The sequence below is a fragment of the Vibrio ouci genome, from assembly GCF_004551525.1.
GTDB lineage: Bacteria > Pseudomonadota > Gammaproteobacteria > Enterobacterales > Vibrionaceae > Vibrio > Vibrio ouci.
Map to the genome: position 1 here is coordinate 72,716 of NZ_SATR01000018.1, position 24,849 is coordinate 97,564.

Genomic DNA, 24,849 nt, shown 5'->3' on the forward strand with positions numbered 1-24,849 from the left:
CTACAGTAAATTTCGGAAAAAAGAACAACTTGGCGTAACTATGCAATATCTAGTCCATCAAGTATGTCAATTTTATGGCTAGTGGTGTTTGCACGCTATGTGAACAGCGTTCTTGGACTAGGAAGGTGAGCACCCGCTCTCAATCCTAGGCTAACTAGGACAAAAGCGAGCTTTCGGTGCGCTTATGGGTGGATGTTAAATAGAACCTCACCCGATAGTTTCTCTAATGAGTATTCGATACAAATCAGTCCGGATGTTGGGAACATTGGCGGTACCATGTCAGTTACGAACTCTGAGGTTAAATAACCAACCAAAGGTAGATGCGACACAATCAAAACGCTTTGGTAGTTGTGAGTGTCGACCAACGCCGATACATAGTCAGCCACCTGCTCTGAGTCACCGTACGGGGTAATATCATCACAAGTTTCCACTTGATCAGATGAGAATTGCGATGAGATCTCTTGCCAAGTTTGCTGGGCACGAATGTAAGGGCTCACTAACACTTTATCGAACTGCGCGAAACCTTTACCCGCACATGCTCGTGCGACAGCTAGCGAGGCTTTTCGGCCATGCTGAGTTAGCTCTCGCTCTGCGTCACTTGAGGCATAATGCTCTGCTTCTCCATGACGCATAATAAAAATTTTCATGGCTTCTTCCTAATACTATCCCGCCGTTAGTTCATTGCGGATTGTTGTTCTTGTAATTGTTGCGTTCTTGATTTGAACACCGCGTAAGAGAGGCTATCAAATCTATTGAGCTATAAATAATTATATCAACTTTGCTCCGAAAGACTCTGACTTTCTTAACACTCTTGGCAGCTCATCGAGTCTGCTCACAAAACCATTTTGCTCATATTTCTCAAACAGATAGTTTGCAGTCAGCCATATCCGAGTCATAATTACTCTATTATCTATAAGGCGTTCTCAAACTGACTGGAGATGGCACCGTGCACATTAGCCCAAATGATACTAACCAATACCGTTACTTGACGCTCTCCAACGGTGTTAGGGTATTGTTGATTCACGACGATACAGCACAAAAATCAGCGGCAGCATTGGCAGTCAATGTCGGCCACTTTGACGATCCGGCTGATCGCGAAGGTTTAGCTCATTATCTTGAGCACATGCTATTTTTGGGTACGGAAAAATACCCTAAAGTGGGCGAGTTTCAAAGCTATATCAGTCAACATGGTGGCAGCAACAACGCTTGGACCGGCACAGAACACACTTGTTTCTTCTTTGATGTTTCACCCAATGCTTTCGAATCCAGTCTAGACCGTTTCAGCCAATTTTTTACCGCGCCACTTTTTAACCCTGAAGCACTAGATAAAGAACGCCAAGCCGTAGAATCTGAATACAAACTAAAGCTAAATGACGATTCTAGGCGCCTCTACCAAGTCCACAAAGAGCTGATCAATCCAGCCCACCCTTTCAGTAAGTTTTCTGTTGGTAATCTTGAGACACTTGGTGATCGCAACGGAAAAAGCATCCGTGATGAAATTGTTGATTTCCATTATCAGCAATACTCAGCAGATCTAATGACCCTTTCTATCGCTGGTCCTCAAGCGCTCGATGAGCTTGAAGCTTGGTGTCACGAGAAGTTTTCCGCGATACCAAACCACCAGCTGGCTAGTAAGTCGATTGATGCTACCTATTGCGATGAGCACTCAACCAGCGTCTTGGTCAATGTGGAGCCTGTCAAAGAAATCCGTAAGTTGATCCTCGCATTTCCAATGCCGGGAATGGATGAATTTTATCAGTCTAAGCCGCTTTCATACTTCGCCCATCTACTTGGTTATGAGGGAGATGGCAGCTTAATGATCACTCTCAAGGACAAGGGGTGGATCACTTCTTTGTCTGCTGGCGGTGGCACGAGCGCCAGTAACTATCGCGAGTTTACCGTTAGCTGCGCATTGACTCCGACGGGTCTAGAGCATATCGACGATATTACCCAAGCGGTATTTAGCTACCTTAATTTAATCAAGCGTGAAGGGTTTGATGAGTGGCGATACCGCGAAAAACAAGCTGTATTAGAATCGGCGTTTCGTTTTCAAGAGCCGACTCGTCCACTCGATTTAGTCAGCCACCTTGTGGTCAACATGCAGCATTACCAAGCTGAAGACACCATCTACGGTGATTTTATGATGAATCACTATGATGAATCTCAGCTCAAATCGCTGATGGATTATTTGGTGCCCGATAACCTACGCACAACTCTCATTGCGCATGGCTACGAATATACAGAAAAGGCTAAGTGGTACTTCACGCCATATTCAGTCACCAAGTTTACCCAAGAGCAAAAAGCGTACTTCCTTGAGCCAAGTGCATTGTCATTCGAGTTGCCGGAGAAGAACCCATTTATCTGCTATGACCTTGATCCTAAACCGCTAGAGTCTCCGCAGTTAAACCCGCAGGTGCTTGAAGAGCTACCAGGGTTTAAGCTGTGGCACTTACAAGATGAAGAATTTCGTGTACCGAAAGGCGTCGTCTACGTCGCGATTGATAGCCCACATGCCGTGGCTAACCCGCGTAACATCGTTAAAACTCGCCTGTGTGTGGAAATGTTCCTCGACAGTCTGGCGGCTGAAACTTATCAAGCCGAGATTGCGGGCATGGGCTACAACATGTATGCACATCAAGGCGGCGTTACATTAACTATTTCTGGCTTTAGTCAAAAGCAACCTGAGCTGATGAAACTAATCTTAAGCCGCTTTGCTAAGCGCGACTTTAGTCAGCAACGCTTTGAAACCATCAAACAACAACTGTTAAGAAATTGGCGCAACTCAGCGCAAGATCGCCCTATTTCTCAGCTATTTAATGCGCTTACCGGTATATTGCAACCCAATAACCCACCCTACTCAGTACTCTTAGAAGCACTGGAAGAAATTGAAGTCTCTGAGTTAGAAGCCTTTGTCGATGCTATTTTGGCCGAGCTGCATGTTGAGATGTTTGTCTATGGTGATTGGACCCAGTCTGACGCATTGGCACTAGGTAATACGCTTAAAGATGCGTTAAGAGTTCAAGATCAGCAATATGAAGAGGCGCTTCGACCACTGGTCATGCTGGGAAAAAATGGTTCATTCCAGCGTGAAGTCTTTTGCGATCAAGAGGATTCAGCGACCGTCCTTTACTACCAATGTGACGATACCAGCCCAAGGAGTATTGCCCTTTACTCACTGGCTAACCACCTGATGTCGGCGACCTTCTTCCATGAGATCCGCACCAAGCAGCAACTCGGTTATATGGTCGGGACCGGTAATTTACCCCTAAACCGCCATCCGGGTATTGCTTTGTACGTGCAATCGCCGAATGCGGCACCTATTGAGTTAATTCAGTCCATCGATGAGTTTCTTAATGCTTTCTATATGGTACTGCTTGAGCTTAATGAATATCAGTGGCACAGCAGTAAACGCGGCTTATGGAACCAAATCGCTACACCGGACACGACTTTACGTGGTCGCGCTCAACGACTTTGGGTTGCGATAGGCAATAAAGATCTCGAATTTAATCAAAAAGAGGTGGTGCTTGAGGAGCTTAAGACATTAACTCGAACCGATATGATTCGATTCATTGTTAACGAGCTTAAACCGAGAACGGCAAACCGACTCATCATGCACACTCAGGGCAATGCACACCATGAGTCGGAAGCTCTCAGTTTAGGTCAGGAGATTGGCTCAATCGAGGAGTTCCAACTCAGACCTAAAGATGTTGAATTAGGCTGATTGCTCTGATTGTACAATCGCTTTTAATGGATGGGGGTGAAGCTTAATGCACACCCCTTTGTGTTTGAATGCAACAGTCGGGTTATTCAGTCGTTCCCCTTCCCCTTTTGGACTCGACAGTTTTACTTTGACCCCTTTCTCAAGCAGTGCATCCCAATTTTGTGTCAGTGCTGGAAATTGCTGTTTGATATCAGCTAAGTAGTCATCTGCCGATTGCGCGTCAGATGGCACAACAAACTCGACATGCTCCCAGTTCTGCTCTGGATAGATTTTTCCGGGTGCCGGGTAAGGCAGCTCCAAGCACTCAATATCCCAGCTATGGCTACACAAAGCTTGCTCAAATAGGATAACGATGATTGGACGGCCATTAATTTGAGCATTCGAAATGACCTGCCCTTCTTTTTGCCACTCTTGATGCGCTAATTTCGCCAGTTCAGCATCATTGATGCGCAAAGCGATATGATCAGCCTGAAATGGCTTGAGATTAATATGCAAAGTATCGCTTAAATCTTGAATTTTATGCATAAATTCATCAAGGTTTGCTTTCATCTGAGCTGGCATTAATTCAGCGTTGAACAGCGGTTGTGACATTTTTTCGTACCCAATGCGTTGATTTTTCCCCAATACTAACAAGATCGTCAGGAAAAGTAGAAAATTTCCCAGTTCACTCCCTATAAGCGGAGCAATAAAGTTGGTATTATGTGCGCCAAATTTATGAACTAGATCGAGATATGCATTCATTCCACTTGGTGGATATTATTCAGGATAAAAGCTTTTAGCCCCTGATTAACTCGGAATGCATAGCTAACCAATTCCCAGAATTGAAGGAAGCGCGTGTGAATATCCAAGCACTTATTAACGACAAAGTATCTCAGGCTCTTGAAGCCGCTGGCGCACCTGCAGGCAGCCCTGCAGCCGTTCGTCAATCTGCAAAACCTCAGTTTGGTGATTACCAAGCAAACGGCGTAATGGGCGTAGCAAAAAAATTAGGTACTAACCCACGCGAATTTGCACAGAAAGTATTGGATGTTCTGGATCTTGACGGTATCGCTAGCAAAACTGAAATCGCAGGCCCTGGTTTTATCAACATTTTCCTTAGCGAAGAGTTCCTAGCGAAGCAGGCTGAAGTAGCCCTAGCAGATGCGCGCCTAAGCGTTGCTGCTGAAGAGCAAAAGACCATCGTTGCTGACTACTCAGCACCAAACGTTGCTAAAGAAATGCACGTAGGCCACCTACGTTCAACCATCATCGGTGATGCGGTTGTTCGTACTCTTGAATTCCTAGGTCACAAAGTGATTCGTGCTAACCACATCGGTGACTGGGGTACTCAGTTCGGCATGCTTATCGCTAACCTAGAGCGCGTACAAAAAGAGTCTGGCGAAGTTTCAATGGAACTGTCTGACTTAGAAGCGTTCTACCGTGAATCTAAAAAGCTATACGACGAAGACGAAGAATTTGCAGCTCGCGCACGTAACTACGTAGTTAAACTACAAAGCGGCGACGAGTACTGTGCAGAAATGTGGAAGAAGCTTGTTGACGTTACTATGGTTCAAAACCAACGTAACTACGACCGTCTAAACGTTTCTCTTACTCGTGACGACGTTATGGGTGAGAGCATGTACAACGACATGCTACCTGGCATTGTTGCTGACCTTAAGCAGCAAGGTCTGGCACAAGAAGATGACGGCGCTCAAGTTGTATTCCTTGAAGAGTACAAAAACAAAGATGGCGAAGCGATGGGTGTTATCATCCAAAAACGTGATGGTGGTTTCCTATACACGACAACGGATATCGCTTGTGCTAAGTACCGTTACGAAACACTAGGCGCAGACCGCGTTCTTTACTTCATCGACTCACGTCAGCATCAGCACCTAATGCAAGCTTGGACTATCGTTCGTAAAGCGGGTTATGTGCCAGAAGAAGTATCACTAGAGCACCACGCGTTCGGCATGATGCTAGGTAAAGATGGTCGTCCATTTAAGACTCGTGCAGGTGGTACAGTTCGTCTTGCTGATCTACTAGATGAAGCGGAAGAGCGCGCGATCAAACTGATTGAGTCTAAAAACCCAAGCCTAGACGCAGAAGAGAAGAGCAACATTGCTAACACAGTTGCAATGGCTGCGGTTAAGTACGCTGACCTTTCTAAGCACCGTACTACAGACTACGTGTTTGACTGGGACAACATGCTTGCGTTTGAAGGCAACACAGCGCCTTACATGCAGTACGCTTACACTCGTGTATCTTCTATCTTCGCTAAAGCGGGTATCCCTATGGATAACCTAGCAGGCGAAATCAAAGTGACTGAAGAGAAAGAGAAAGCGCTGATTGCTAAACTTCTACAATTCGAAGAAGCGGTTCAATCTGTTGCTCGTGAAGGTCAACCACACATCATGTGTAGCTACCTATTCGAACTAGCAGGTCAGTTCTCAAGCTTCTACGAAGCGTGCCCAATTCTGAACACTGAAGATGAATCAGTGAAACAGAGCCGCCTCAAACTTGCAGCACTTACAGCGAAGACGATTAAACAAGGTCTATCTCTGCTAGGTATCGAAACGCTAGAGCGCATGTAATTAAGCATCAAGCTTTAAGATAATCAGAAAGGTTGGCGTGAAAGCGTCAACCTTTTGTTTTATCTGGCGTATACTGACCTCATTCAATGCAAAATGGAAAACGATAATGAGTTTTGAACTGCACCCTCAATTGGCAAAAGATACCACCATCATCGGTCACTTCCCGCTATGCGTCGCACTGCTGCATAAAGACAATGCAGTGCCTTGGGTTATCTTAGTCCCTAAGCGCGCCAATCTAAAAGAGCTGCATCATTTGCCGATGCAAGAGCAACAACAATTCTTGTTAGAGTCTCAAGCGGTCAGCCAAGCGCTAGAAGCGACGTTCCAGCCAGAGAAGCTTAACCTTGGCGCTCTGGGTAATATGGTCCCACAACTTCATATTCACCATATCGCTCGCTTCCAAGATGATGTAGCTTGGCCAGGTCCAGTGTGGGGCAATACCAAGGGTGAGTTCCGCTCAGAAGAAGAACAAGCTGCGCTACTCACTCGCATTGGTAACGTACTGTCACTGAGTAAACTATTCACGCGCGCCTAGCCTATCTAGTAATCAGCTGTAGTCATTGCAGCTGATTCATTACACATTTGTAATAATCTTTCTCAAATCACTGGGATTATCACACCCTCTACTCTTCTATACACTGTGCCCAACAGATTAAGGAGAGACTCATGGGTAAAAAAGCCTTCCATTATTTTCGTTTTGTTAGCTGGATAGCCATCGTGTGTTCGATGATAGGGTCAGCGTTACTCTTTGTGATTGGTGCGAGCAAAACCTACACCGCAATCGAAGTCTTTCTGCTTGGCGCCGTACCTAGCAGCGAACTAGCACACCTAGACAGTGCCGATATTGCCATCAGCTATATCGTTAAATCACTCGATACCTTTTTAGTTGCGCTAGTGTTGTTTATTTTTGCCCACGGTATTTACACGCTGTTTATTAAAAACACAAGCAGCGAGCAGGCAGAGCAGCAACCATTAAGCTGGATTAAAACTCCCAATATTGGTCACTTAAAAAACAAACTAACCGAAGTGATCATCGTGATTCTGTTCGTCAAGTTCTTAGAGTTGGTGTTAATTAACTTCAACCAACTCAGCTGGGAAATTTTGCTACTACCGGCATCTATTCTGCTGTTAAGCATCGGGGTGAAGCTACTTGGCCTTGGTCAACATAACGAATAAAAAAAAGCCGCTCTTAAGTAGAGCGGCTTTTTACGTTTAAACACTACATTGTGACTGTCATAGCAAGCGAGTTGCTTTCAACCTTGGCATAGCGGACACGAGTAACATGCTTAGCTTGATTGGTATCGACTAATCGCGACACCAATCCTTTTTTAATCCACACCGACAGCATGGCATCGACGCCATCTTCACTAAGGTGAAACTGCTTGGCGAGCTCTTTTCTTGATACGCTACCTTGAGCATCAATGCACTGTTTTAGCTCACTAAGAATCATGCGAGTTGCGCCTCTAATTCTTTACTCTGCTTATTACCCACGGCTTTTAGCACTCGGTAAGTCGCAACACTCACTACGATGATGCCGCCAATCCAAGCCGCGCTAACAGCTGGGTGGTCAGCGAAATGCGACACTTGGTAATAGAGAGTTGCGCCACCGTATGCAAGACCCATGGTCCAAACCGCGATAAAGCGAGCGTATTTCTGGCCGAATTCACGAACATAAGCACCCATAGCCGCAACACAAGGTGTGTATAGCAAGATAAAAATCAGGTAAGCAAAGGCTGCATTGCTCGATGCGAAGTAACCTTTTAGATTACCGAAGATCGAAGCATCAACCTCTTGTTCATCAGCAACGGCTTGGCTATCTGTTAAGTCACCGACTTCGATGCCAAGTGGATCAGAGTAGCTAAGAGCAGCAAGGTTGTCAGGAATAGACATGACTGCTTCTTCAAGACTCGCTATTAGATCGAATTCACCAGCATCTTCATCACTCGGAGCATAAAGACTGTTTAACGTACCAACAACCGCTTCTTTCGCAAAGATACCTGTGATGATACCAACCGTTGCAGGCCAGTTATCTTCTTGAATACCGATAGGCGCGAAGATTGGTGTCACCACTTGCGATGCTTTTGACAGCACTGAGTTTTCGCTATCTTCGTTGCCAAATGAGCCATCCGTACCGACTGAATTTAGGAAGCTAAGAATAGTTACGACCACGACAATCGTTTTACCTGCGCCCAAAACAAAGCGCTTGAGTTTTTGCCATGTCTTGATGACCACATTGCGCATAGTTGGCAATTCGTAATCTGGCATTTCCATCACTAGGCTGTCGCTAGAACCTGGGTATAAGGTATTTTTCAGAACCAGCCCAGTGAAAACAGCGGCTACGATACCTAGTAGGTAAAGAGCAAAAACAACGTTTTGTCCGCTTTGAGGGAAGAATGCTGCTGCAAACAAAGCATAAACAGGTAGACGTGCACCACAAGACATAAATGGCGCCATTGATGCAGCCAGTTTACGCTCACGCTCTTGGTCTAACGTGCGAGTCGCCATGATTGAAGGAACGTTACAACCAAAACCAAGAACTAATGGTACAAATGCTTTACCTGGCAAGCCGATCTTTTGCATCACTTTATCAAGGACAAACGCTGCACGAGACATATAACCCGAGCTTTCCAGAACCGCTAGGAACAGGTACAGACAAGCGATAACAGGGATAAAGGTCGCCACCGTTTGGATACCACCGCCAACACCATCAGCAAGCAGAGTAACCAGCCATACTGGTAAGTGATCATCTAATAGATAATGACCGCCATCTACCAGTAGAGCCCCAACACCAATATCGAAAAAATCGATAAACGCGCTACCAATGTTTATTGAGAACATAAACATTAGATACATCACGACAAAGAAGAACGGCACGCCAACCCACTTGTTTAGGATGACACTATCGACCTTCTCAGTAAAACTATGGCTTAGCTTTCCTTCAGTACGACGAATCTTCTTACATTGCTCGTGTAAGAAAGTGTACTTCACGTCTGCTACTAATAAGTCGATGTCTAAACCAACCGACTGCTGCTGAGCGCGTACTGTTGAGCGTTCAGGTTGCGCTAGGGCGTTTAAAACCAAGAGATCATTTTCTAGCGCGCGGATCGCTAGAGCACGTTCAGCGACTTCCGATTGATGAGTAAAGATAGGCTCAAGCTGGCTGATCGCTTGCTCAAACTCATCACCATAATTCAGACGCATTTCGTTGAGAGCAACACCTTGTACCAAGGCTTTGTGCAAACGGTCTTTGAAGGCATGAACTTGCGATTTATTGTTGGCCGAAATCGCAAATACAGGACAACCCAATACCTTCTCTAATGCTTTAAGATCGATCGTTTGTCGTTCACGCTTCAATGCGTCCATCTTATTTAGAACCACTACCATTGGGCGGCCTAGTTCACGCAATTGAAGCGTCATATATAGGCTACGTTCTAAACACGTTGCATCGACAACGTTAATAATCAGGTCCGCTGGGTGTGTTAAAACAGCGCGAGATGCGATTGATTCATCAATACTGTTGCCATCGTTACCACTGTCCAAAGCGTAGATACCAGGTAAATCGGTCAGTAAAAAGTCGTCGCTAGAATGGGTGTATTTACCTGTTTTTTTCTCAACGGTAACACCGGCCCAGTTACCTACCTGCTGCTTAGCGCCCGTTAAGCCATTAAAAAGAGTTGTTTTACCACTATTAGGGTTACCAACGGTAAGAATCTTGTATTCCATTAGTTCACCTCTACTTGAATAGCGTCAGCAATGTTGACGCGAACAGCTAAAGATACTCCACGTACTTCTACTTGCAGCGGGTCACCCATTGGGGCTTTGCGGATAAGTTTTACCGGTGTCTGAGGGAGTAACCCCATAACCATCAGTTTTTTTCTTACGTCATTGGAAAGTTCAGTAAAGCTCGTAATGGTTGCTTTTTGCCCTTGTTGTAATTGTGACAGTTTCATAAGGTAGGCCAAAATATTTAAATGAGAAGGATTTCTATTAACAATCGCAATACTAGCTCTGATATATATTGCAGATCTTGTCTGAAATCAATGTTTGCAATAATTCGATAGTGAAAAACGTAAAAACAACCCTCGTTAATTACGTTAAAAGCAATGATGAATCCGACATAAATAATATGGAGATATCTCTTAAGCATACAAAATAAGTCATTAAAACCTTAAAATACAACAACTTGAAAACATGTCGCTTTTCTTATACTAATCTGGCGTTAATTTTATAAGTAAAATAAGTCACCACCGTTATAGTTATTCACGTCGACAGGGAACACCCTAACGACAACAAGATTGAATTCCAGAGGTGACGCAGCAAGCGTCACTCCGGCAGCAAGCGAAGGTGTCATTGGCACCCGTGGTATAGTCCCCCCGGCTATACCACGATATTTTTTTTCTTGTATTCTCACTCAGCACTCAGCACTCAGCACTCAGCACTCAGCACTCAGCACTCAGCACTCAGCACTCAGCACTCAGCACTCAGCACTCAAGAATAGTCCTACCGTTTTATTTTTAACATCACTTATTTTTAAGTCAGTAAACTCATGCGTAGAATAACGCCATAGTGGTCAGGCTGGTCATTGTATTGTGGCGAGAGAAAGCGCTTATGCGCACTCACCTAGCCTCTAGCTTGATATAGGAAAGGAATTAGAGCCTATCTTGCTGCTCAACGAATTGGGTTGGTGGCATGCCAAAGCGGTGCTTGAAGCGCTGACTGAAGTAAGAAGGGTCATTAAAACCACACTCAAATGCAACTTCTGAGACTTTCTCTCCAGCTAATAGACGACGACAAGCATTGTCTAGACGAACTTCGGTTAAGTACTCAGTAAAGGTTTTCTCGGTCGCCGACTTTACTCTGCGCTGTAAGCTACGCTCAGAAACAAATAGCATCTTAGCAGCGGCAGAGGTACCAAACTCGGCATTGGTGTAATTATCTTCAACAAGCGTAATCACTTTTTCTAGCCAAGGGTCATCATCCTCAAATACTGCGCTTTCTTGATTCGAAGGTATGGCGACAATTGAGTCTTCATCAAAGATATCACTCGCTTGCCAAGCGATTTCAATTAAGTTCCTCTCATCTGAAATATGAGAAGTCATCTCACCACCACTTTGCTCGACCAATGAACGGAGACTTTGCAGCGTCGAAGTCAATATTGAATCACTTTCTAACTCTTCACCCTGATCGAGCATGGCGAACGCAATCAGATCATTTCTGCGAGACAATTGAATAACCACAGTCTGATTTCGGTAACAACGTTTCACAATGCCGTCAAACAGCAGGTTAAACAGTTCGTCTAGGTTAAAGTGCGTCAGGCTGACATAGAGATCATTTTCAGCTTCGAGCTCGACATGAATACCCGCTTTGGAGAACTCTTCTGTCCAACCACTTAACGCCGATTGAATGATCAGAGTCAGATTGTGCACAGGAAGTGCTTGTCCGTTGGTCGAGCGCGTCGAGGCAAGCAGGTCTAGCTCCCTCGATAGTTGTTTCAATACGCTGTTTGTTTCAGCGTTTTCTGCATAACTGGCTAATTTATCTTTCAGTGCATTCACTGACTGAGTGAAGATCAGCCTCCTAACTTGGAGTTGTTTTCTCAATTGCTGGTTATTGGTCAAAAGGATTCGACTTTGATGACGCAGCTGGTTGGTTTTTAGGGCAATTTGCGCTTTTAACTCACGGTTCGCTGTAGACATAATTCTTGAGCGCCAGTAAACGGACGTCACGATGATGACTATTAACACGACAATGTAGGCCACGATTGCCGAGTTAGTCATGAACCACGGCTCCGTCACGTAGAACTGATAGCTGTTACTTTGGCCCTGAAGAACCCCATTACGCAGCGCTCGTACATCTAATGTATAACTGCCCGGCATGAGATGCTCAATGGTTAACGTCGTGCCATCTAACGCCTGCCACTCAGCACCTTCATTGAGTCGGTATTCCAAATTGAGGTTATTCGCTCTCGGCAGCACGCCAAATTGGAATGTTATCGACTCTTGGTAGCCTAGGTTTGGTCGTTCTTTTAAAGTGTTACCCAACGAATAGAGCGCTTGGTCACGCTTAATCTGACTAAATATCACCTGAATGTCCGGCAATCGGCTAACGACAAGCTCATGCGTGTTGACTTTCACTAGACTTGAATCCGCACCAAACAATAGCGTACGTTGGCTGTCATTACTGTAGCTACACAGTCCTGGTGAAAATTCATTATTGATCAGGCCGAACGGCTCTCCATAGTGATGGATCAGTTTGCCTTCTGGGTTATAGCGAGACAAACCTGTCGATGAGGTCACCCATATCCCATCTTGATTTTGCAGTAAGCATTTAGGCGTAATATGGCCATCAACCATCTTAATAGGTTCAGCTTGCTCTAGATATAAATCGAGTTGATAGAGGCCATAACGACTCGCAACCCACAGTTCATTATCAGCAGGTTGGATGATATCAATCACCTCACCATATGGAACGCTTTCGCCGACAAAGTGCACCTGCCCATCTTTCAACAAGTAGACACCATGCTCAGTACCGAGTGATAAATAGCCCTGATTCGTCACATGCATATGCGTTAATTGAGCCGGGAGATATTTATCTATCATCCACTCTGAGCCATATTGGGTTAACTTGCCGCTCGACAAGTTGTAGCTCCAAACTTGTTTCTGGCTCGCTCCCCAAACCACATTGTGATTGTCTAACTCGATAAAGCGAACGCTATTATCTTTCAAAAAGCGCGGCAGCGAGTCATCAATAATTTCGCCACTGTCACTATTGATACAGACAATACCTTTATCGGTGGCTAACCAAAGTACACCGTTACGTTCTTCAAAGTCATGTATCTTGCCTTGATATATAAGCGTTCGGCTACCAATGTTAGACAAACTAATCCGATATAACCCACTGTTAGACAACGCCCAATACCCATCGTGATTGGCTGCTGGAGTGAGCTTTTTCAATGACTCTTTACGGTTATTGAAGCTGAGTTGAGCGCTAGGGAAACGTTCAAACTTCTGAGAAAACAGTGAAAAATATCGAACGCCTCGGTCAGTCGCGACCCAAACCCCACCAGCACCATCATTAAGCAGCGAATAGATTTTCTCACCTGAAAGCGCGTTACCGGCTAGAAAGCCCTGATCAAAACGCTTGGTTTCGCCAGTTAAAAATGAATAGACGAATAGGCCTTTCTCCGTACCAATCCAATACTCTTGACTGGTTTCGGTAATACTTAATACATGGCTGCCCGCGATACTTTTGATTGGTTTGTTTGGCGCGGTAATATCAAAGATTAACGCTCCATTTAATGACCCTATGATCAGCTCTCGTCTATTTTCTGAAAAGTAGAGCTTCTCGACATAATGCTTACCGGAACTCGCAACATGCTCGAACTGCCCTTCTCGCGAAAGATACACACCAGCATTGGTCGCTAATACCCAACGGGAATAGATAAACTGCGCATCATTAATCAAGATCTTTGAAGACTGGTTATATTGGTAGAGCTCCATCAGCGAGAAGGTCTGAAATTCACCTGTATCGACGTTGTAGGTGTAGAAATTGCGTTCATCCGATACCCAGATAAATCGCTTTGAAGCACCTATGCGCAATATTTCACTGCCCGGCGTCAGGCTAAAGATCAGCTCTTTTTCTTGATTAGGAACCGTTCTGTAGATTTCATTTTGGAAAAACGTCCAGAATGCGTTATCGAGAAACGCGACTTGCTCCGCTTCGAACTCTAATGCCGAACCGACTTCTGGGGTAATGTTTTGTCCATCAAAGAAGAGAACTTGATTGCGCACATCTTGGAGCCATATGCCTCCACCATCTGCGAGAAAGAGTTGTTTAGCCGCAAAGACTTTTCCCTCAGCCTGAGTCGGCAAGGGATAGAAGACCATGAGTGACGAGTTGGACGCAAAAACATGTACTGGTATCAGTAACATGAACAACATCCATATTGTTCTAATCAAAAACTTGTCCTAGCAGCGAAAAAGATAGACCGACAACGGTCATTGGACCTAAAAACGGCCCTATATTATTTTGTGATAATAATTATCTAGTAATTGCGCAGATTAACAAGTGAGGGTTATCAATTATTGGTGACTTTTTAAAGGACTTCACAAGACAGGAGTAAGCCAAAGGTAGGTTTACCTTTGGCTTAGCGAGATTATTGACTTAGACATTGGCTAAAACTATCAGCCAGATTTTGCTTAAATTTGAAATATCCACCAGCAGCAACGTCAATTTCTGCACCAATCGGATCCAACACGCCAGTCTTAGCTTGGCTGCCACGTGTTACCGACTCAACCACGGCTGGCGTAAACTGCGGCTCTGAGAAGACACACTGTGCGTTTTGGCTTTTCAATGCTTTACGAATCGCTATCAAGGTCTTTGCGCCCGGTTTTCTGTCTGGGCTTACCGTGAAGTAACCCAAGTGATTCAATGGGAAGTCCTGCTCAAAATACCCGTAAGCGTCGTGAAAAACGTAATAACCAGCATCCGCGACTGGTGCTAGTTGGGCTCTAATCTGCTCTTGCTGCTCTGTTAGCTGCGCTTCAAATGCGGTGAAGTTAGCTTGATACTGAGCTTTGTTCTCAGCGTCAATTTCAGCAAGACGTTCAGAGATCGCTTGTGCGATTTGTAATGTCGGTTTATAACCAAGCCAGAAGTGCGGGTCATGGCTGCCATGATCGTGCCCATCATGATCGTGATGATGACCACCACCGTATTCACGCAGCTCGAGGCCTTTCGTCTCGCTTAATGTTAATACGTTCTGTTGGCTTTCTAGCACCTTAGTAAGAAACGGTTCAAGATCGCTACCATACCAAATCACAAGATCCGCAGTACGCAGGCGTTTTACATCTGAAGGCTTTAACGCATAATCATGTGGGGAAGCGTTTGAAGCGACTAACACTTCTGGCTCAGAAACACCTTTGGTGAGCTCAAGAGTAATCAACTGGATCGGTTTGATACTGGTTAAAATGGTTGCTGCATGAGCAAATGACGAGCTAACAAGCATGAGGGCACATGCGGAAATAAAACGTTTCATAGCGAACAAAATTACTCTCTGGTTTAACGGACCAACAAATGTTACATTATAACATTAAGCAATTGCAAATGAGTTCCATTCATGTCGGCACTGGTCGAGTTAAATGACATCTGCGTTCAGTTTGATGAACGAAAAGTACTAGATAGAGTCAACCTATCTCTCCAACGTGGGAAAATCACTACTCTGATTGGCCCTAATGGAGCCGGTAAATCAACCCTGGTTAAGGTGCTATTAGGCCTACAACGACGCTACAGTGGTAAGGTCACTAAAGCAAAAGGGCTAAAGGTCGGTTATGTACCGCAAAAACTCAAGCTGAATGACTCTCTCCCGCTTAACGTCGAGCGTTTTCTGTGCCTAGCGGGAAAATATAGCCAACAAGAGCTGCACGATGCGTTAAAACTGGTTGGCGCTGAGCATCTTATCTCAAGCAATATGCACTCTTTGTCTGGCGGTGAAAACCAACGTGTTCTGATTGCTCGTGCACTATTACAGCGCCCTGACCTACTGGTACTCGATGAGCCAGCCCAAGGCGTTGACGTTCAAGGGCAAATCGATCTCTATGACCTTATCGATACCATTCGTCACCGTTTTAACTGTGCGGTATTTATGGTCTCGCACGACTTGCATTTAGTGATGGCAAAAACAGACGATGTTATTTGCCTGCATCACCATATTTGCTGTTCAGGTGCGCCCGCTGACATTGCGCAGCACCCAAGTTACATCGCGTTGTTTGGCCATACACATCAGCAGTCGTTGGCCTTCTATCATCACCAACATGACCACCACCACCACGACTTAGCTGGCCAACCAGTCTCAGGCGAAGGGTCACAATGTTCTCATCACTCTCACGGGCATCATCATGATTGAGTTTCTGCTACCTTCTATTCTTGCAGGTCTTGGTATTGCAGCCATTGCAGGCCCTTTAGGCTCTTTCGTTGTTTGGCGACGCATGGCCTATTTTGGCGATACCCTCGCGCATGCTTCTCTTATGGGTCTAGCGCTCGGCTTACTGCTTGATATCAATCTCTATCTCGCCCTGACTGTCTGCTGTTTAGCACTAGCTATTCTTTTGGTAACGTTACAAAAGCAGCAAGTCGTTGCCACTGACACCTTGCTCGGTATTCTTGCCCACAGTGCGTTATCTTTAGGCTTGGTCGCGGTCAGCTTTTTGGATAATGTCCGTATCGACCTTATGAGCTATCTATTTGGTGACTTACTGGCCGTTACGCCCGAAGACCTTGTGTATATCTACCTTGGTGTTGTGGTCGTAGCCGCGGTATTGAGCTTTTTCTGGCGCTCTCTACTATCAACAACCGTTAACGAAGATTTGGCTGCTGTCGAAGGACACAATGTTGATTTGATGCGCCTAGTGTTGATGTTGATGGTCGGTCTAGTGATCGCTATTGGTATGAAGTTTGTGGGCGCTCTGATTATGACCTCACTACTGATCATTCCTGCTGCAACGGCGCGCCGCTTTGCCAAAGCACCCGAGCAAATGGCACTGTTCGCCTCTCTGATAGGCGCTGTAGCCGTGTTGTTTGGCCTTTCATTGTCATGGCACTATGACACACCTGCGGGCCCTTCTGTGGTGATTAGCGCAACCGCTATGTTTATGCTCAGTCAGTTATACCGAGTAAAAAGCTAACCGAACGGCTTATCCCCCTTGTTAGATCTAAAAAGCCGACGCTATTGCGTCGGCTTTTTCGTATCTATAGCAACTAAGGATTAAGCGCCTTCGTTATGCAGCTCTAAGTTAGCCAGCTCTTGCTGAATCTCACGCTGTACCTTGGCATCATCACTGCGCAGAGATTCAAGGAAGTCTAGGTATTTTTGGTCGATGTCACCGGTGACATACTCACCGTTGAATACGGATGTTTCAAACTTAGTGATATCCGTATTACCTAAGCCTACGGCATCAACTAGATCTTCTAGCGTTTGGAAGATTAGCTCGTCCGCACCAATTTGCTTACAGATAGCGTCATTGTCACGACCATGAGCAATCAGTTCTGTCGCGCTCGGCATATCGATACCGTAAACGTTCGGGAAACGAATCTCAGGCGCGGCTGAAACCATGAAGACCTTCTTCGCGCCAGAGTCACGAGCCATCTCAATGATCTGTTCAGAAGTGGTACCACGAACAATAGAATCATCAACCAGTAGTACGTTCTTATCTTTAAACTCAGAACGAATCGCATTGAGCTTACGACGGACTGATTTCTTACGCTGCTGCTGTCCCGGCATAATGAAAGTACGGCCAACATAGCGGTTCTTAACGAAACCTTGGCGGTAAGGAATGTCGATAGCTTGAGCAATCTGCAGTGCAATATCACAAGAGGTTTCTGGGATTGGGATAACAACGTCAATATCTAGGTGGCTAAACTCGTCGCGAATACGGTCACCCAATTTCTTACCCATTTCAACGCGTGCACTGTATACCGACACTTTATCAATGAAAGAGTCAGGACGAGCAAAGTAAACAAACTCAAAAATACATGGGTTTAGCGTTGGGTTGTCAGCACACAGCTTAGTATGAAGCTGACCATCGAATGTCGCATAGATTGCCTCACCTGGTGCCACGTCACGGACAAAGTCAAAGCCAACTGCGTCTAATGCCACTGACTCAGAGGCAACCATGTATTCCGTCACACCGTTGATTTCACGCTTACCTAGGCATAGAGGGCGAATGCCGTTAGGATCACGGAACGCAACCATACCATGACCGATGATCATCGCGGTTACCGCGTAAGCACCTTTGATAGCACGGTGTACATTAGTCACTGCGCGGAACACATCATCTGCAGTCACGTTACCTTTAACGGTATCAATTTCATGAGCCAGTACGTTTAGTAGTACTTCTGAGTCAGAGGTCGTGTTTAAGTGACGGCGATCTTTCTCAAATAACTTTTCGCGCACTTCTGCAGCGTTAGTTAGGTTACCGTTGTGTGCCAGTGTGATACCAAATGGAGAGTTCACATAGAAAGGCTGTGCTTCAGAAGCGCTTGAGCTCCCTGCTGTCGGGTAGCGCACGTGGCCAATACCCACTGAACCTTGTAGGCGTTGCATGTGTTTTGCTTCGAACACATCTTTCACTAAACCGTTCGCCTTACGCAGACGAAAACGATTGCTTTCTATGGTACAAATACCCGCGGCATCTTGGCCACGGTGCTGCAATACCGTCAACGCATCATAGATAGACTGGTTTACAGGCGTAGTGCCCACGATTCCAACAATACCACACATGTCTTAACCCTCGATTTTCGACAATGACTGGCGCGTTATAGCGCGCCAGATAAGAAACTAGATGTTGCTTGTAAGTGTTCAAAGAAAGGTGCAATGACGCGGCTAAACTCCGGCACCAATTGTGAACCTTTCCACCACTGTGAGTCTGGAAACGATGTAAACGCATCCATAAAAAATAGCGCGGCAGAAACGATAAGAACACCACGTAAGCCGCCGAACACGACGCCGAGTACTCTATCTGTTCCTGACAAACCTGTTTTCTCTACTAATTGAGCGATGACGTAATTTACGATGGCGCCAACAATTAGTGTTGCGATAAACAAGGCTGCTATCGCTGCTCCGTTACGAAACATCTCATCTTCGATATTGGTGAAGTACACCGCTAACTTAGCGTAGTACTGACTGGCGATAAAAAAAGCGCCAAACCAAATAACTAATGACAAGGCTTCCTTCGCGAAACCGCGAACTAAACTGATCAAAGCGGATAGCCCGATCACACCTAAAATGACGATATCTAATGTATTCATTTGCTACTTACATCTTAAGTTGGCGCGCATTTTAACAGAAAAAACGCTGACGCAAACGTTTTCTTATGGATTTAGTGGTTTAAATTTAATCAATTGACCTTTTGAACCGGTAATTTTTTCCAATTCAACAATCTGACGTTCCAATTTACTCTTTGACACATCTGGGCCAATTATTACTCGAGTAAAGCCGTTCTCAGGTTTGGTATGCGCTTGGTATCCACGCTTTTGTAAGTCCTTAACGAGGTTTTTCGCATTGTCAGCATTTTTAAGTGCCATCAACTGGACAATCCAAGCAGTATCTTGATACTCATTACGCTCTGGTACTTCTTTAACTACCACAGGTAACGGTTTATCTTCTGCCACCGCCTCGTCATCTATATCAACGACTTGTACTGGGGTATCCGGCAGACTGCTTGAATCATCAACTGGGTCTAGGACTTCAAAACTTTCCAATTCACTATCAAGCTCTGGCTTTAACGGAATGCTCGCGATCTCTTCTTTGTAATGGGTTTTCTCACCATCCAAAACATCGGGCAAAACAATCACACCGATTGCCACCAAAATAATGGTGCCAACCAGACGATTTTGAAACTTACTTGCCATTTAAACTCCTTTCTTTTGCCAATGCTCCAGCACTTCCCCTACGGTATGGAAGGAGCCTACAACAAGAATGACATCTTCTGCCTTTGCGTTTGTCATTGCAGCTTCAAAAGCCTCAACAGGCGTAGAGAACTGCTCTGTCACTTTCGGAAGAAACTGACAAAGCTCTGCAGCTTCAGCAGCTCTAGGGCCAGAGAGCGACGCTGGGTACCAATGTGATGCCACTGGTGCTAATGCTTCAAGCGTCGATTGGATGTCTTTATCGTGCAGCATGGCAACCACAGTGTGAATCACCTTATTTGGATACTGCTTCGCCACGCGTTCAACAAGGTATTGCGCAGAATGAGGGTTATGAGCAACATCTAGTAGAATCGTAGGTTCTGTGCTTAGAATCTGCATACGACCAGGCAGCTTAGCATTCTGCAAGCCTTTGACGATATTCACATCGGAGATATCAAGGTTCGATGTCCCAAGTGCCATTAACGCAGTGGCGGCATTTTGCAGAGGTAAACCCGGTACTGGAAGATTATCTAACTCATAACAGCCATGAACCCAACGCCAAGTATTATCGTCGACAAGTTCATAGTTATATTGAATTCCGACTTGATACAGCTCAGCGCCAATATCATCAGCATGGGCTGCAACCGTTGCAGGTGCTTTTGGCTGGCCACAGATAGCGGGTCTTTCGCTACGATAGATACCTGCTTTTTCGAAGCCAATGACGTTGATGTCATCGCCTAGCCAATCAACATGGTCGATAGCCAAGCTGGTAATAACTGAAACATCATGATCGACAACATTGGTCGCATCTAATCGGCCACCTAAGCCGACTTCCAATAGAACAACGTCGACCTTCTCAGTTTGGAACAGACGCAACGCCGCTAGCGTGCCATACTCGAAAAAGCTCAGGCTAATCTCACCACGTTGCTTCTCAATATAATCGAAAGCTTCAGCGTGCTTCTCATCAGGTAGATCTTGGCCGTTAACACGAACGCGTTCGTTATAGCGGATCAAATGGGGAGAGCTATACACACCGACTGAATAGCCAGCATCGAGTAAGATCGCTTCCATTAATGCACAAGTCGAGCCTTTGCCGTTTGTACCAGCGACAGTAATCACTGTGGGAGCAGGTTTGGTAAGATTTGCTGATTGAGCAACAGCTTGAACACGATCTAGACCAAGGTCAATCGCAGAAGTGTGGATGTTTGTTAAATAATCAAGCCACATCGCTAGTGGTGATGTGGCTTGGGGAATTTGGGTTTGACTCATCTAACTTTAACCAATGAATTGTGGTTGCCTGTTAGTAAGTTACTTTACCCTTTTTCGCTCGCTTCTGGTACAGAATAAGCAGCTTCATTTGGCGAATCGTCGACTGAAACAACCAATGGTGATGGTTTATTGTTCATCTTCGCCATTAGGCTACCGATACGCTGACGCATTTCGCGGCGATCAACGATCATATCAATCGCACCGTGATCCAATAAGAACTCACTGCGTTGGAAACCTTCTGGTAGATCTTCACGTACCGTTTGTTCGATAACACGACGACCTGCAAAACCAATTAGCGCTTTAGGCTCACCAATATTGATGTCACCTAGCATCGCTAGACTTGCCGATACACCACCCATTGTAGGGTCAGTCATTACCGAAATAAATGGTAGACCTTTAGCAGACATACGCTCTAGCGCTGCACTGGTTTTTGCCATTTGCATTAGAGACATTAACGCCTCTTGCATACGCGCACCACCACTTGCTGAGAAACATACAAGACCACAGTTAGCTTCCATTGCTGCTTCTGCTGCACGTACAAAACGCGCACCAACAACAGAACCCATTGAACCACCCATGAATGAGAAGTCGAATGCACAAGCAACGATTGGCTGACCTAACAGCTCACCTTTCATTACTACAAGAGCATCTTTCTCACCGCTGCTCTTTTGAGCCGCAGAGATACGATCTTTGTATTTCTTAGAATCTTTGAACTTCAGCTTATCTTGTGGCTCAAGCTCGTCCGCGATTTCAACACGGTTGTTTTCATCTAGGAATGTCTCAAGACGACGACGCGCCTTCATACGCATGTGATGGTCACATTTCGGACATACTTCTAGGTTACGCTCTAGTTCAGCGTGGTAAAGCACTTGCTCACATGAAGTACATTTAGTCCAAACCCCTTCAGGGATAGACGCTTTACGTGAACTAACGATGTTGCTTTTTTCTAAAATCTTTTCAAGCCAACTCATGGAAGACCTTTTCTCTCTACTCCTTCGCGATCGCGAAGGATACAAATTCTGAATTTACGCGTGAGGATTAAAGCATATTAAATGCCAAGTGTAGACAAAAAACTGGTTGTACCTATTTCTTGAAGGAAATTCTCACGCACTAAAGCTCTGATTCTTTCGACAATTTACCACGGTTTAGTTCAAGTTGTCTGGCAAAAATAGTGGCCCAATCGGCACTCTTGGCAATTCAAATTCAGCCGGATAATCAACATCAACCAAATACAGGCCTTCAGCCTTTGCCGTCGCTCCTGCAAGCTTGCGATCTTTCACCGCAAGAAGCTCAGCAATCCATTCTGGTTTTTGTTCGCCACGGCCAACACATATTAAACTACCGGTGATATTACGCACCATATGGTGAACAAAGGCATTGGCCTTGATATCAATCACCACGTACTGGTTGTGGCGCGTCACATTAATGTGCATCATGTTACGCCACGGACTGCGTGACTGACAGTGGGTAGCTCTGAATGACGTGAAGTCATTCTCACCTAATAGGTATTGAGCCGCTTGGTGCATCTTCTTCTCGTCAAGTTCACCATGATAGTGACTGACACCAGAAGATAAGATCCCCGGACGTAGTGCGCTGTTGAAAATAATGTAGCGGTAACGACGTGCAGTTGCGGAAAAACGCGCATGAAACTCTTCAGGTACTTCTTTCGCCCAACGGACAGCAATATCATCAGGTAAGTTCGCGTTAGCACCCATTGTCCATGCAACCATTTTACGCGTTGCTGTCGTATCAAAATGGACTACTTGACCCGTGCCATGCACACCTGCATCTGTTCGGCCAGCACATTGAACTTCGATCGGCTGATTCGCGACAACGCTCAATGCACGTTCTAACTTCTCTTGAACGCTCTTAACTTCTCTTTGGCGCTGCCAGCCATAGTATTGAGTACCATTGTATTCGATACCTAAAGCAATTCTCATCAGATATTCTCACTGGATCCTAAATTGGGGCGGGAAGTATATACCAAAAAGTAAGGGGGCTAAACTGCCCCCTTTTATTCGATTTAATTAGGATTTGTTGATGGCATCAATCAGGTTCTTCGCTTCACGGCGAATTTCATCACTGCCATCCACGATTGCCTCTTCAAGTAGCTTTCTAGCGCCTTGAGCGTCATTCATCTCAAGGTATATTTTTGCCAGATCAAGCTTACCAGCGGCTTCTGAATTGGCGTCAACGTCATCTCCGCTACCGATATCACCAATCACATCTGGGAAATCATTCAGGCCGACATCTAGCTTAAGCTCTTCATCAATTTCTTGAGCTTCTTCAGACTCCACCTCCGCCATCAACTCGTCGATGGTGCGGTACTTGTTCTCCTGAGGGTTAAACTCATCTAAGTCTGGCTGGTCTTCCCAATTTTCATCCAAGATCTGAGCTTGTTCCGGCTGGTTGTCTTGCGACCAGACGTCTTGCTCATCTTCAGGGATCTCATCAGGGATCTCCGCTTGTTGATCCGGTGACAAGCTGAAACCATTCCAGTCTTCACCAATTTCCAACATAGCGTCGATGTCCATACCGGCACTATCTGAGGTCGTCTCATCAATTGGTGTATCAAACGAGAAACTTGCCGGGTGAGTCTCATCTTCAGACAGTAATTCATCAAACGTCGATTCATTGAACTCTTGACGCTGCATCTTAACATCGTCTGACTCATCTTGAACGTTCTCTGCAGGAATCTCACCCAGCTCAGGCAGTTCTACAGGCTCAAGTTCAAAGTCATCACTCTCTTCACTTAGATCTTCCGCAAGAGGCTCTAAGTCTAACAGGGCGTCTTCTTCGTTATACTCAGGCAGTTCAAGGTCATCAAGTTCTAATGATGGTTCTTCTGCTTGAGGCTCTGGCATCTCCAGCTCTGGTTCTGCAATCGCATCTGCTAGCGCGTCTTCTTCGCTGTACTCAGGCAGTTCAAGGTCATCGATTTCTAATGATGGTTCCTCTGCTTGAGGCTCTGGTATCTCCAGCTGTGGTTCAGCAATCGCGTGTGCTAATGCGTCTTCTTCGCTGTACTCAGGCAGTTCAAGGTCATCGATTTCTAGTGATGGCTCTTCCACTTGAGGCTCTGGTATCTCCAGTTCAGGTTCAGCAATCACATCTGCTAGCGCGTCTTCTTCGCTGTACTCAGGCAATTCAAGGTCATCGATTTCTAGTGATGGCTCTTCTGCTTGAGGCTCTGGCATCTCCAGCTCTGGTTCTGCAATCGCGTGTGCTAATGCGTCTTCTTCACTGTATTCAGGCAGTTCAAGTTCATCGATGTCTAGTGACGGCTCTTCTGCTTGAGGCTCTGGCATCTCCAGCTCTGGTTCAGCAATCGCATCTGCTAGCGCGTCTTCTTCGCTGTACTCAGGCAGTTCAAGGTCATCGATGTCTAGTGATGGCTCTTGTGCTTGAGGCTCTGGCATCTCCAGTTGTGGTTCAGCAATCGCGTCTGCTAGCGCATCTTCTTCGCTGTACTCAGGCAGTTCAAGGTCATCAAGCTCTGGTGATGGTTCTTCTGCTTGAGGCTCTGGCATCTCCAGTTCAGGTTCTGCAATCGCGTCTGCGAGTGCGTCTTCTTCGCTGTACTCAGGCAGTTCAAGGTCATCGATTTCTAGTGATGGCTCTTCCGCTTGAGGCTCTGGCATCTCCAGCTCTGGTTCAGCAATCGCGTCTGCTAGCGCGTCTTCTTCGTTGTACTCAGGCAGTTCAAGATCATCAAGTTCTAACGATAACTCTTCTAGCTCAGGCTCTGGAATCTCCAGCTCTGGTTCAGCAATCGCGTCTGCCAATGCCTCTTCTTCGCTGTACTCAGGCAGTTCAAGATCATCGATTTCTAGTGATGGCTCTTCCGCTTGAGGCTCTGGCATCTCCAGCTCTGGTTCAGTCATC

At 45.6% G+C, this 24,849-nt stretch carries 20 protein-coding genes; 6 read left to right on the forward strand and 14 right to left on the reverse strand.

Annotated elements, in window-relative coordinates:
* Positions 1-182 precede the first annotated feature (182 nt).
* A complete protein-coding gene (gene sixA, locus ELS82_RS13100) occupies positions 183-647 on the reverse strand; it encodes a phosphohistidine phosphatase SixA (RefSeq protein WP_134835862.1) in 465 nt (154 codons plus the stop codon).
* Between the two features lie 299 nt (positions 648-946).
* Between sixA and ELS82_RS13105 the strand changes: the two genes are divergently transcribed.
* Positions 947-3,721 carry an insulinase family protein gene (locus tag ELS82_RS13105; RefSeq protein ID WP_134835863.1) on the forward strand — a complete coding sequence of 925 codons (2,775 nt, stop codon included), beginning with the start codon at positions 947-949 and terminating at the stop codon, positions 3,719-3,721.
* Here ELS82_RS13105 and ELS82_RS13110 read toward each other — a convergent pair.
* Positions 3,713-4,312: a VOC family protein gene (locus ELS82_RS13110; protein WP_134835864.1), complete on the reverse strand. Its 600-nt coding sequence runs from the start codon at positions 4,310-4,312 to the stop codon at positions 3,713-3,715. The genes ELS82_RS13105 and ELS82_RS13110 overlap by 9 nt on opposite strands.
* A 245-nt stretch (positions 4,313-4,557) precedes the next feature.
* Here ELS82_RS13110 and argS point away from each other — a divergent pair, with 245 nt between their 5' ends.
* From argS to ELS82_RS13125, 3 genes are all read left to right on the forward strand, one after another.
* Positions 4,558-6,291, forward strand: coding sequence for an arginine--tRNA ligase (argS, locus tag ELS82_RS13115; protein ID WP_134835865.1), 1,734 nt, complete (start codon positions 4,558-4,560; stop codon positions 6,289-6,291).
* 106 nt (positions 6,292-6,397) lie between these two features.
* Entirely contained in the window at positions 6,398-6,826 is a 429-nt protein-coding gene (locus ELS82_RS13120; protein WP_134835866.1) for an HIT family protein, read from the forward strand.
* A gap of 131 nt (positions 6,827-6,957) precedes the next feature.
* On the forward strand, positions 6,958-7,467 hold the full coding sequence (locus ELS82_RS13125) for a YqhA family protein (protein WP_134835867.1): 510 nt from the start codon (positions 6,958-6,960) through the stop codon (positions 7,465-7,467).
* Between the two features lie 43 nt (positions 7,468-7,510).
* Here ELS82_RS13125 and ELS82_RS13130 read toward each other — a convergent pair whose 3' ends face one another.
* The 5 genes from ELS82_RS13130 to ELS82_RS13155 form a co-directional block, all read right to left on the reverse strand.
* Positions 7,511-7,741, reverse strand: a complete 231-nt coding sequence (locus tag ELS82_RS13130) for a FeoC-like transcriptional regulator (RefSeq protein ID WP_134835868.1) — start codon at positions 7,739-7,741, stop codon at positions 7,511-7,513.
* Complete coding sequence (gene feoB, locus ELS82_RS13135) at positions 7,738-10,014, reverse strand: Fe(2+) transporter permease subunit FeoB (protein ID WP_134835869.1); 2,277 nt, start codon at positions 10,012-10,014, stop codon at positions 7,738-7,740. The genes ELS82_RS13130 and feoB overlap by 4 nt, the downstream gene beginning before the upstream one ends.
* Positions 10,014-10,241 (reverse strand): FeoA family protein, encoded by a 228-nt coding sequence (locus tag ELS82_RS13140; RefSeq protein ID WP_004413294.1) that lies wholly within the window; start codon positions 10,239-10,241, stop codon positions 10,014-10,016. Before ELS82_RS13140 ends, feoB begins: the two co-directional genes overlap by 1 nt.
* 699 nt (positions 10,242-10,940) lie before the next feature.
* The gene (locus ELS82_RS13150; RefSeq protein ID WP_134835871.1) at positions 10,941-14,222 is read right to left on the reverse strand and encodes a helix-turn-helix domain-containing protein; all 3,282 of its coding nucleotides are present in this window, start codon (positions 14,220-14,222) and stop codon (positions 10,941-10,943) included.
* A 224-nt stretch (positions 14,223-14,446) separates the two neighbouring features.
* The gene (locus tag ELS82_RS13155) at positions 14,447-15,328 is read right to left on the reverse strand and encodes a zinc ABC transporter substrate-binding protein (RefSeq protein ID WP_134835872.1); all 882 of its coding nucleotides are present in this window, start codon (positions 15,326-15,328) and stop codon (positions 14,447-14,449) included.
* A gap of 81 nt (positions 15,329-15,409) precedes the next feature.
* Here ELS82_RS13155 and znuC point away from each other — a divergent pair, with 81 nt between their 5' ends.
* On the forward strand, positions 15,410-16,195 hold the full coding sequence (gene znuC / locus ELS82_RS13160) for a zinc ABC transporter ATP-binding protein ZnuC (RefSeq protein WP_134835873.1): 786 nt from the start codon (positions 15,410-15,412) through the stop codon (positions 16,193-16,195).
* Complete coding sequence (znuB, locus tag ELS82_RS13165; protein ID WP_134835874.1) at positions 16,188-16,973, forward strand: zinc ABC transporter permease subunit ZnuB; 786 nt, start codon at positions 16,188-16,190, stop codon at positions 16,971-16,973. The genes znuC and znuB overlap by 8 nt, the downstream gene beginning before the upstream one ends.
* Positions 16,974-17,053: 80 nt before the next feature.
* Here znuB and purF read toward each other — a convergent pair whose 3' ends face one another.
* From purF to ELS82_RS13200, 7 genes are all read right to left on the reverse strand, one after another.
* Positions 17,054-18,568 carry an amidophosphoribosyltransferase gene (gene purF / locus ELS82_RS13170; RefSeq protein ID WP_134835875.1) on the reverse strand — a complete coding sequence of 505 codons (1,515 nt, stop codon included), beginning with the start codon at positions 18,566-18,568 and terminating at the stop codon, positions 17,054-17,056.
* A 35-nt stretch (positions 18,569-18,603) separates the two neighbouring features.
* On the reverse strand, positions 18,604-19,095 hold the full coding sequence (locus ELS82_RS13175; RefSeq protein WP_004413287.1) for a CvpA family protein: 492 nt from the start codon (positions 19,093-19,095) through the stop codon (positions 18,604-18,606).
* Between the two features lie 63 nt (positions 19,096-19,158).
* Entirely contained in the window at positions 19,159-19,698 is a 540-nt protein-coding gene (locus tag ELS82_RS13180) for an SPOR domain-containing protein (RefSeq protein ID WP_134835876.1), read from the reverse strand.
* The gene (folC, locus tag ELS82_RS13185) at positions 19,699-20,964 is read right to left on the reverse strand and encodes a bifunctional tetrahydrofolate synthase/dihydrofolate synthase (protein WP_134835877.1); all 1,266 of its coding nucleotides are present in this window, start codon (positions 20,962-20,964) and stop codon (positions 19,699-19,701) included.
* Between the two features lie 44 nt (positions 20,965-21,008).
* A complete protein-coding gene (accD, locus tag ELS82_RS13190) occupies positions 21,009-21,935 on the reverse strand; it encodes an acetyl-CoA carboxylase, carboxyltransferase subunit beta (RefSeq protein WP_004413284.1) in 927 nt (308 codons plus the stop codon).
* A 174-nt stretch (positions 21,936-22,109) separates the two neighbouring features.
* Positions 22,110-22,904, reverse strand: a complete 795-nt coding sequence (gene truA, locus ELS82_RS13195; protein ID WP_134835878.1) for a tRNA pseudouridine(38-40) synthase TruA — start codon at positions 22,902-22,904, stop codon at positions 22,110-22,112.
* 87 nt (positions 22,905-22,991) lie between these two features.
* The coding region (locus ELS82_RS13200) for a FimV/HubP family polar landmark protein (protein WP_279630705.1) at positions 22,992-24,849 on the reverse strand (1,858 nt) is incomplete at its 5' end.

Coding starts and splice junctions, on each gene's coding strand:
- sixA (WP_134835862.1), bottom strand. CDS start 647: ATGAAAATTTTTATTATGCGTCATGGAGAAGCAGAGCATTATGCCTCA.
- ELS82_RS13110 (WP_134835864.1), bottom strand. CDS start 4,312: ATGTCACAACCGCTGTTCAACGCTGAATTAATGCCAGCTCAGATGAAA.
- ELS82_RS13120 (WP_134835866.1), top strand. CDS start 6,398: ATGAGTTTTGAACTGCACCCTCAATTGGCAAAAGATACCACCATCATC.
- ELS82_RS13125 (WP_134835867.1), top strand. CDS start 6,958: ATGGGTAAAAAAGCCTTCCATTATTTTCGTTTTGTTAGCTGGATAGCC.
- ELS82_RS13130 (WP_134835868.1), bottom strand. CDS start 7,741: ATGATTCTTAGTGAGCTAAAACAGTGCATTGATGCTCAAGGTAGCGTA.
- feoB (WP_134835869.1), bottom strand. CDS start 10,014: ATGGAATACAAGATTCTTACCGTTGGTAACCCTAATAGTGGTAAAACA.
- ELS82_RS13140 (WP_004413294.1), bottom strand. CDS start 10,241: ATGAAACTGTCACAATTACAACAAGGGCAAAAAGCAACCATTACGAGC.
- ELS82_RS13150 (WP_134835871.1), bottom strand. CDS start 14,222: ATGTTACTGATACCAGTACATGTTTTTGCGTCCAACTCGTCACTCATG.
- ELS82_RS13155 (WP_134835872.1), bottom strand. CDS start 15,328: ATGAAACGTTTTATTTCCGCATGTGCCCTCATGCTTGTTAGCTCGTCA.
- znuC (WP_134835873.1), top strand. CDS start 15,410: ATGTCGGCACTGGTCGAGTTAAATGACATCTGCGTTCAGTTTGATGAA.
- znuB (WP_134835874.1), top strand. CDS start 16,188: ATGATTGAGTTTCTGCTACCTTCTATTCTTGCAGGTCTTGGTATTGCA.
- purF (WP_134835875.1), bottom strand. CDS start 18,568: ATGTGTGGTATTGTTGGAATCGTGGGCACTACGCCTGTAAACCAGTCT.
- ELS82_RS13175 (WP_004413287.1), bottom strand. CDS start 19,095: ATGAATACATTAGATATCGTCATTTTAGGTGTGATCGGGCTATCCGCT.
- ELS82_RS13180 (WP_134835876.1), bottom strand. CDS start 19,698: ATGGCAAGTAAGTTTCAAAATCGTCTGGTTGGCACCATTATTTTGGTG.
- folC (WP_134835877.1), bottom strand. CDS start 20,964: ATGAGTCAAACCCAAATTCCCCAAGCCACATCACCACTAGCGATGTGG.
- accD (WP_004413284.1), bottom strand. CDS start 21,935: ATGAGTTGGCTTGAAAAGATTTTAGAAAAAAGCAACATCGTTAGTTCA.
- truA (WP_134835878.1), bottom strand. CDS start 22,904: ATGAGAATTGCTTTAGGTATCGAATACAATGGTACTCAATACTATGGC.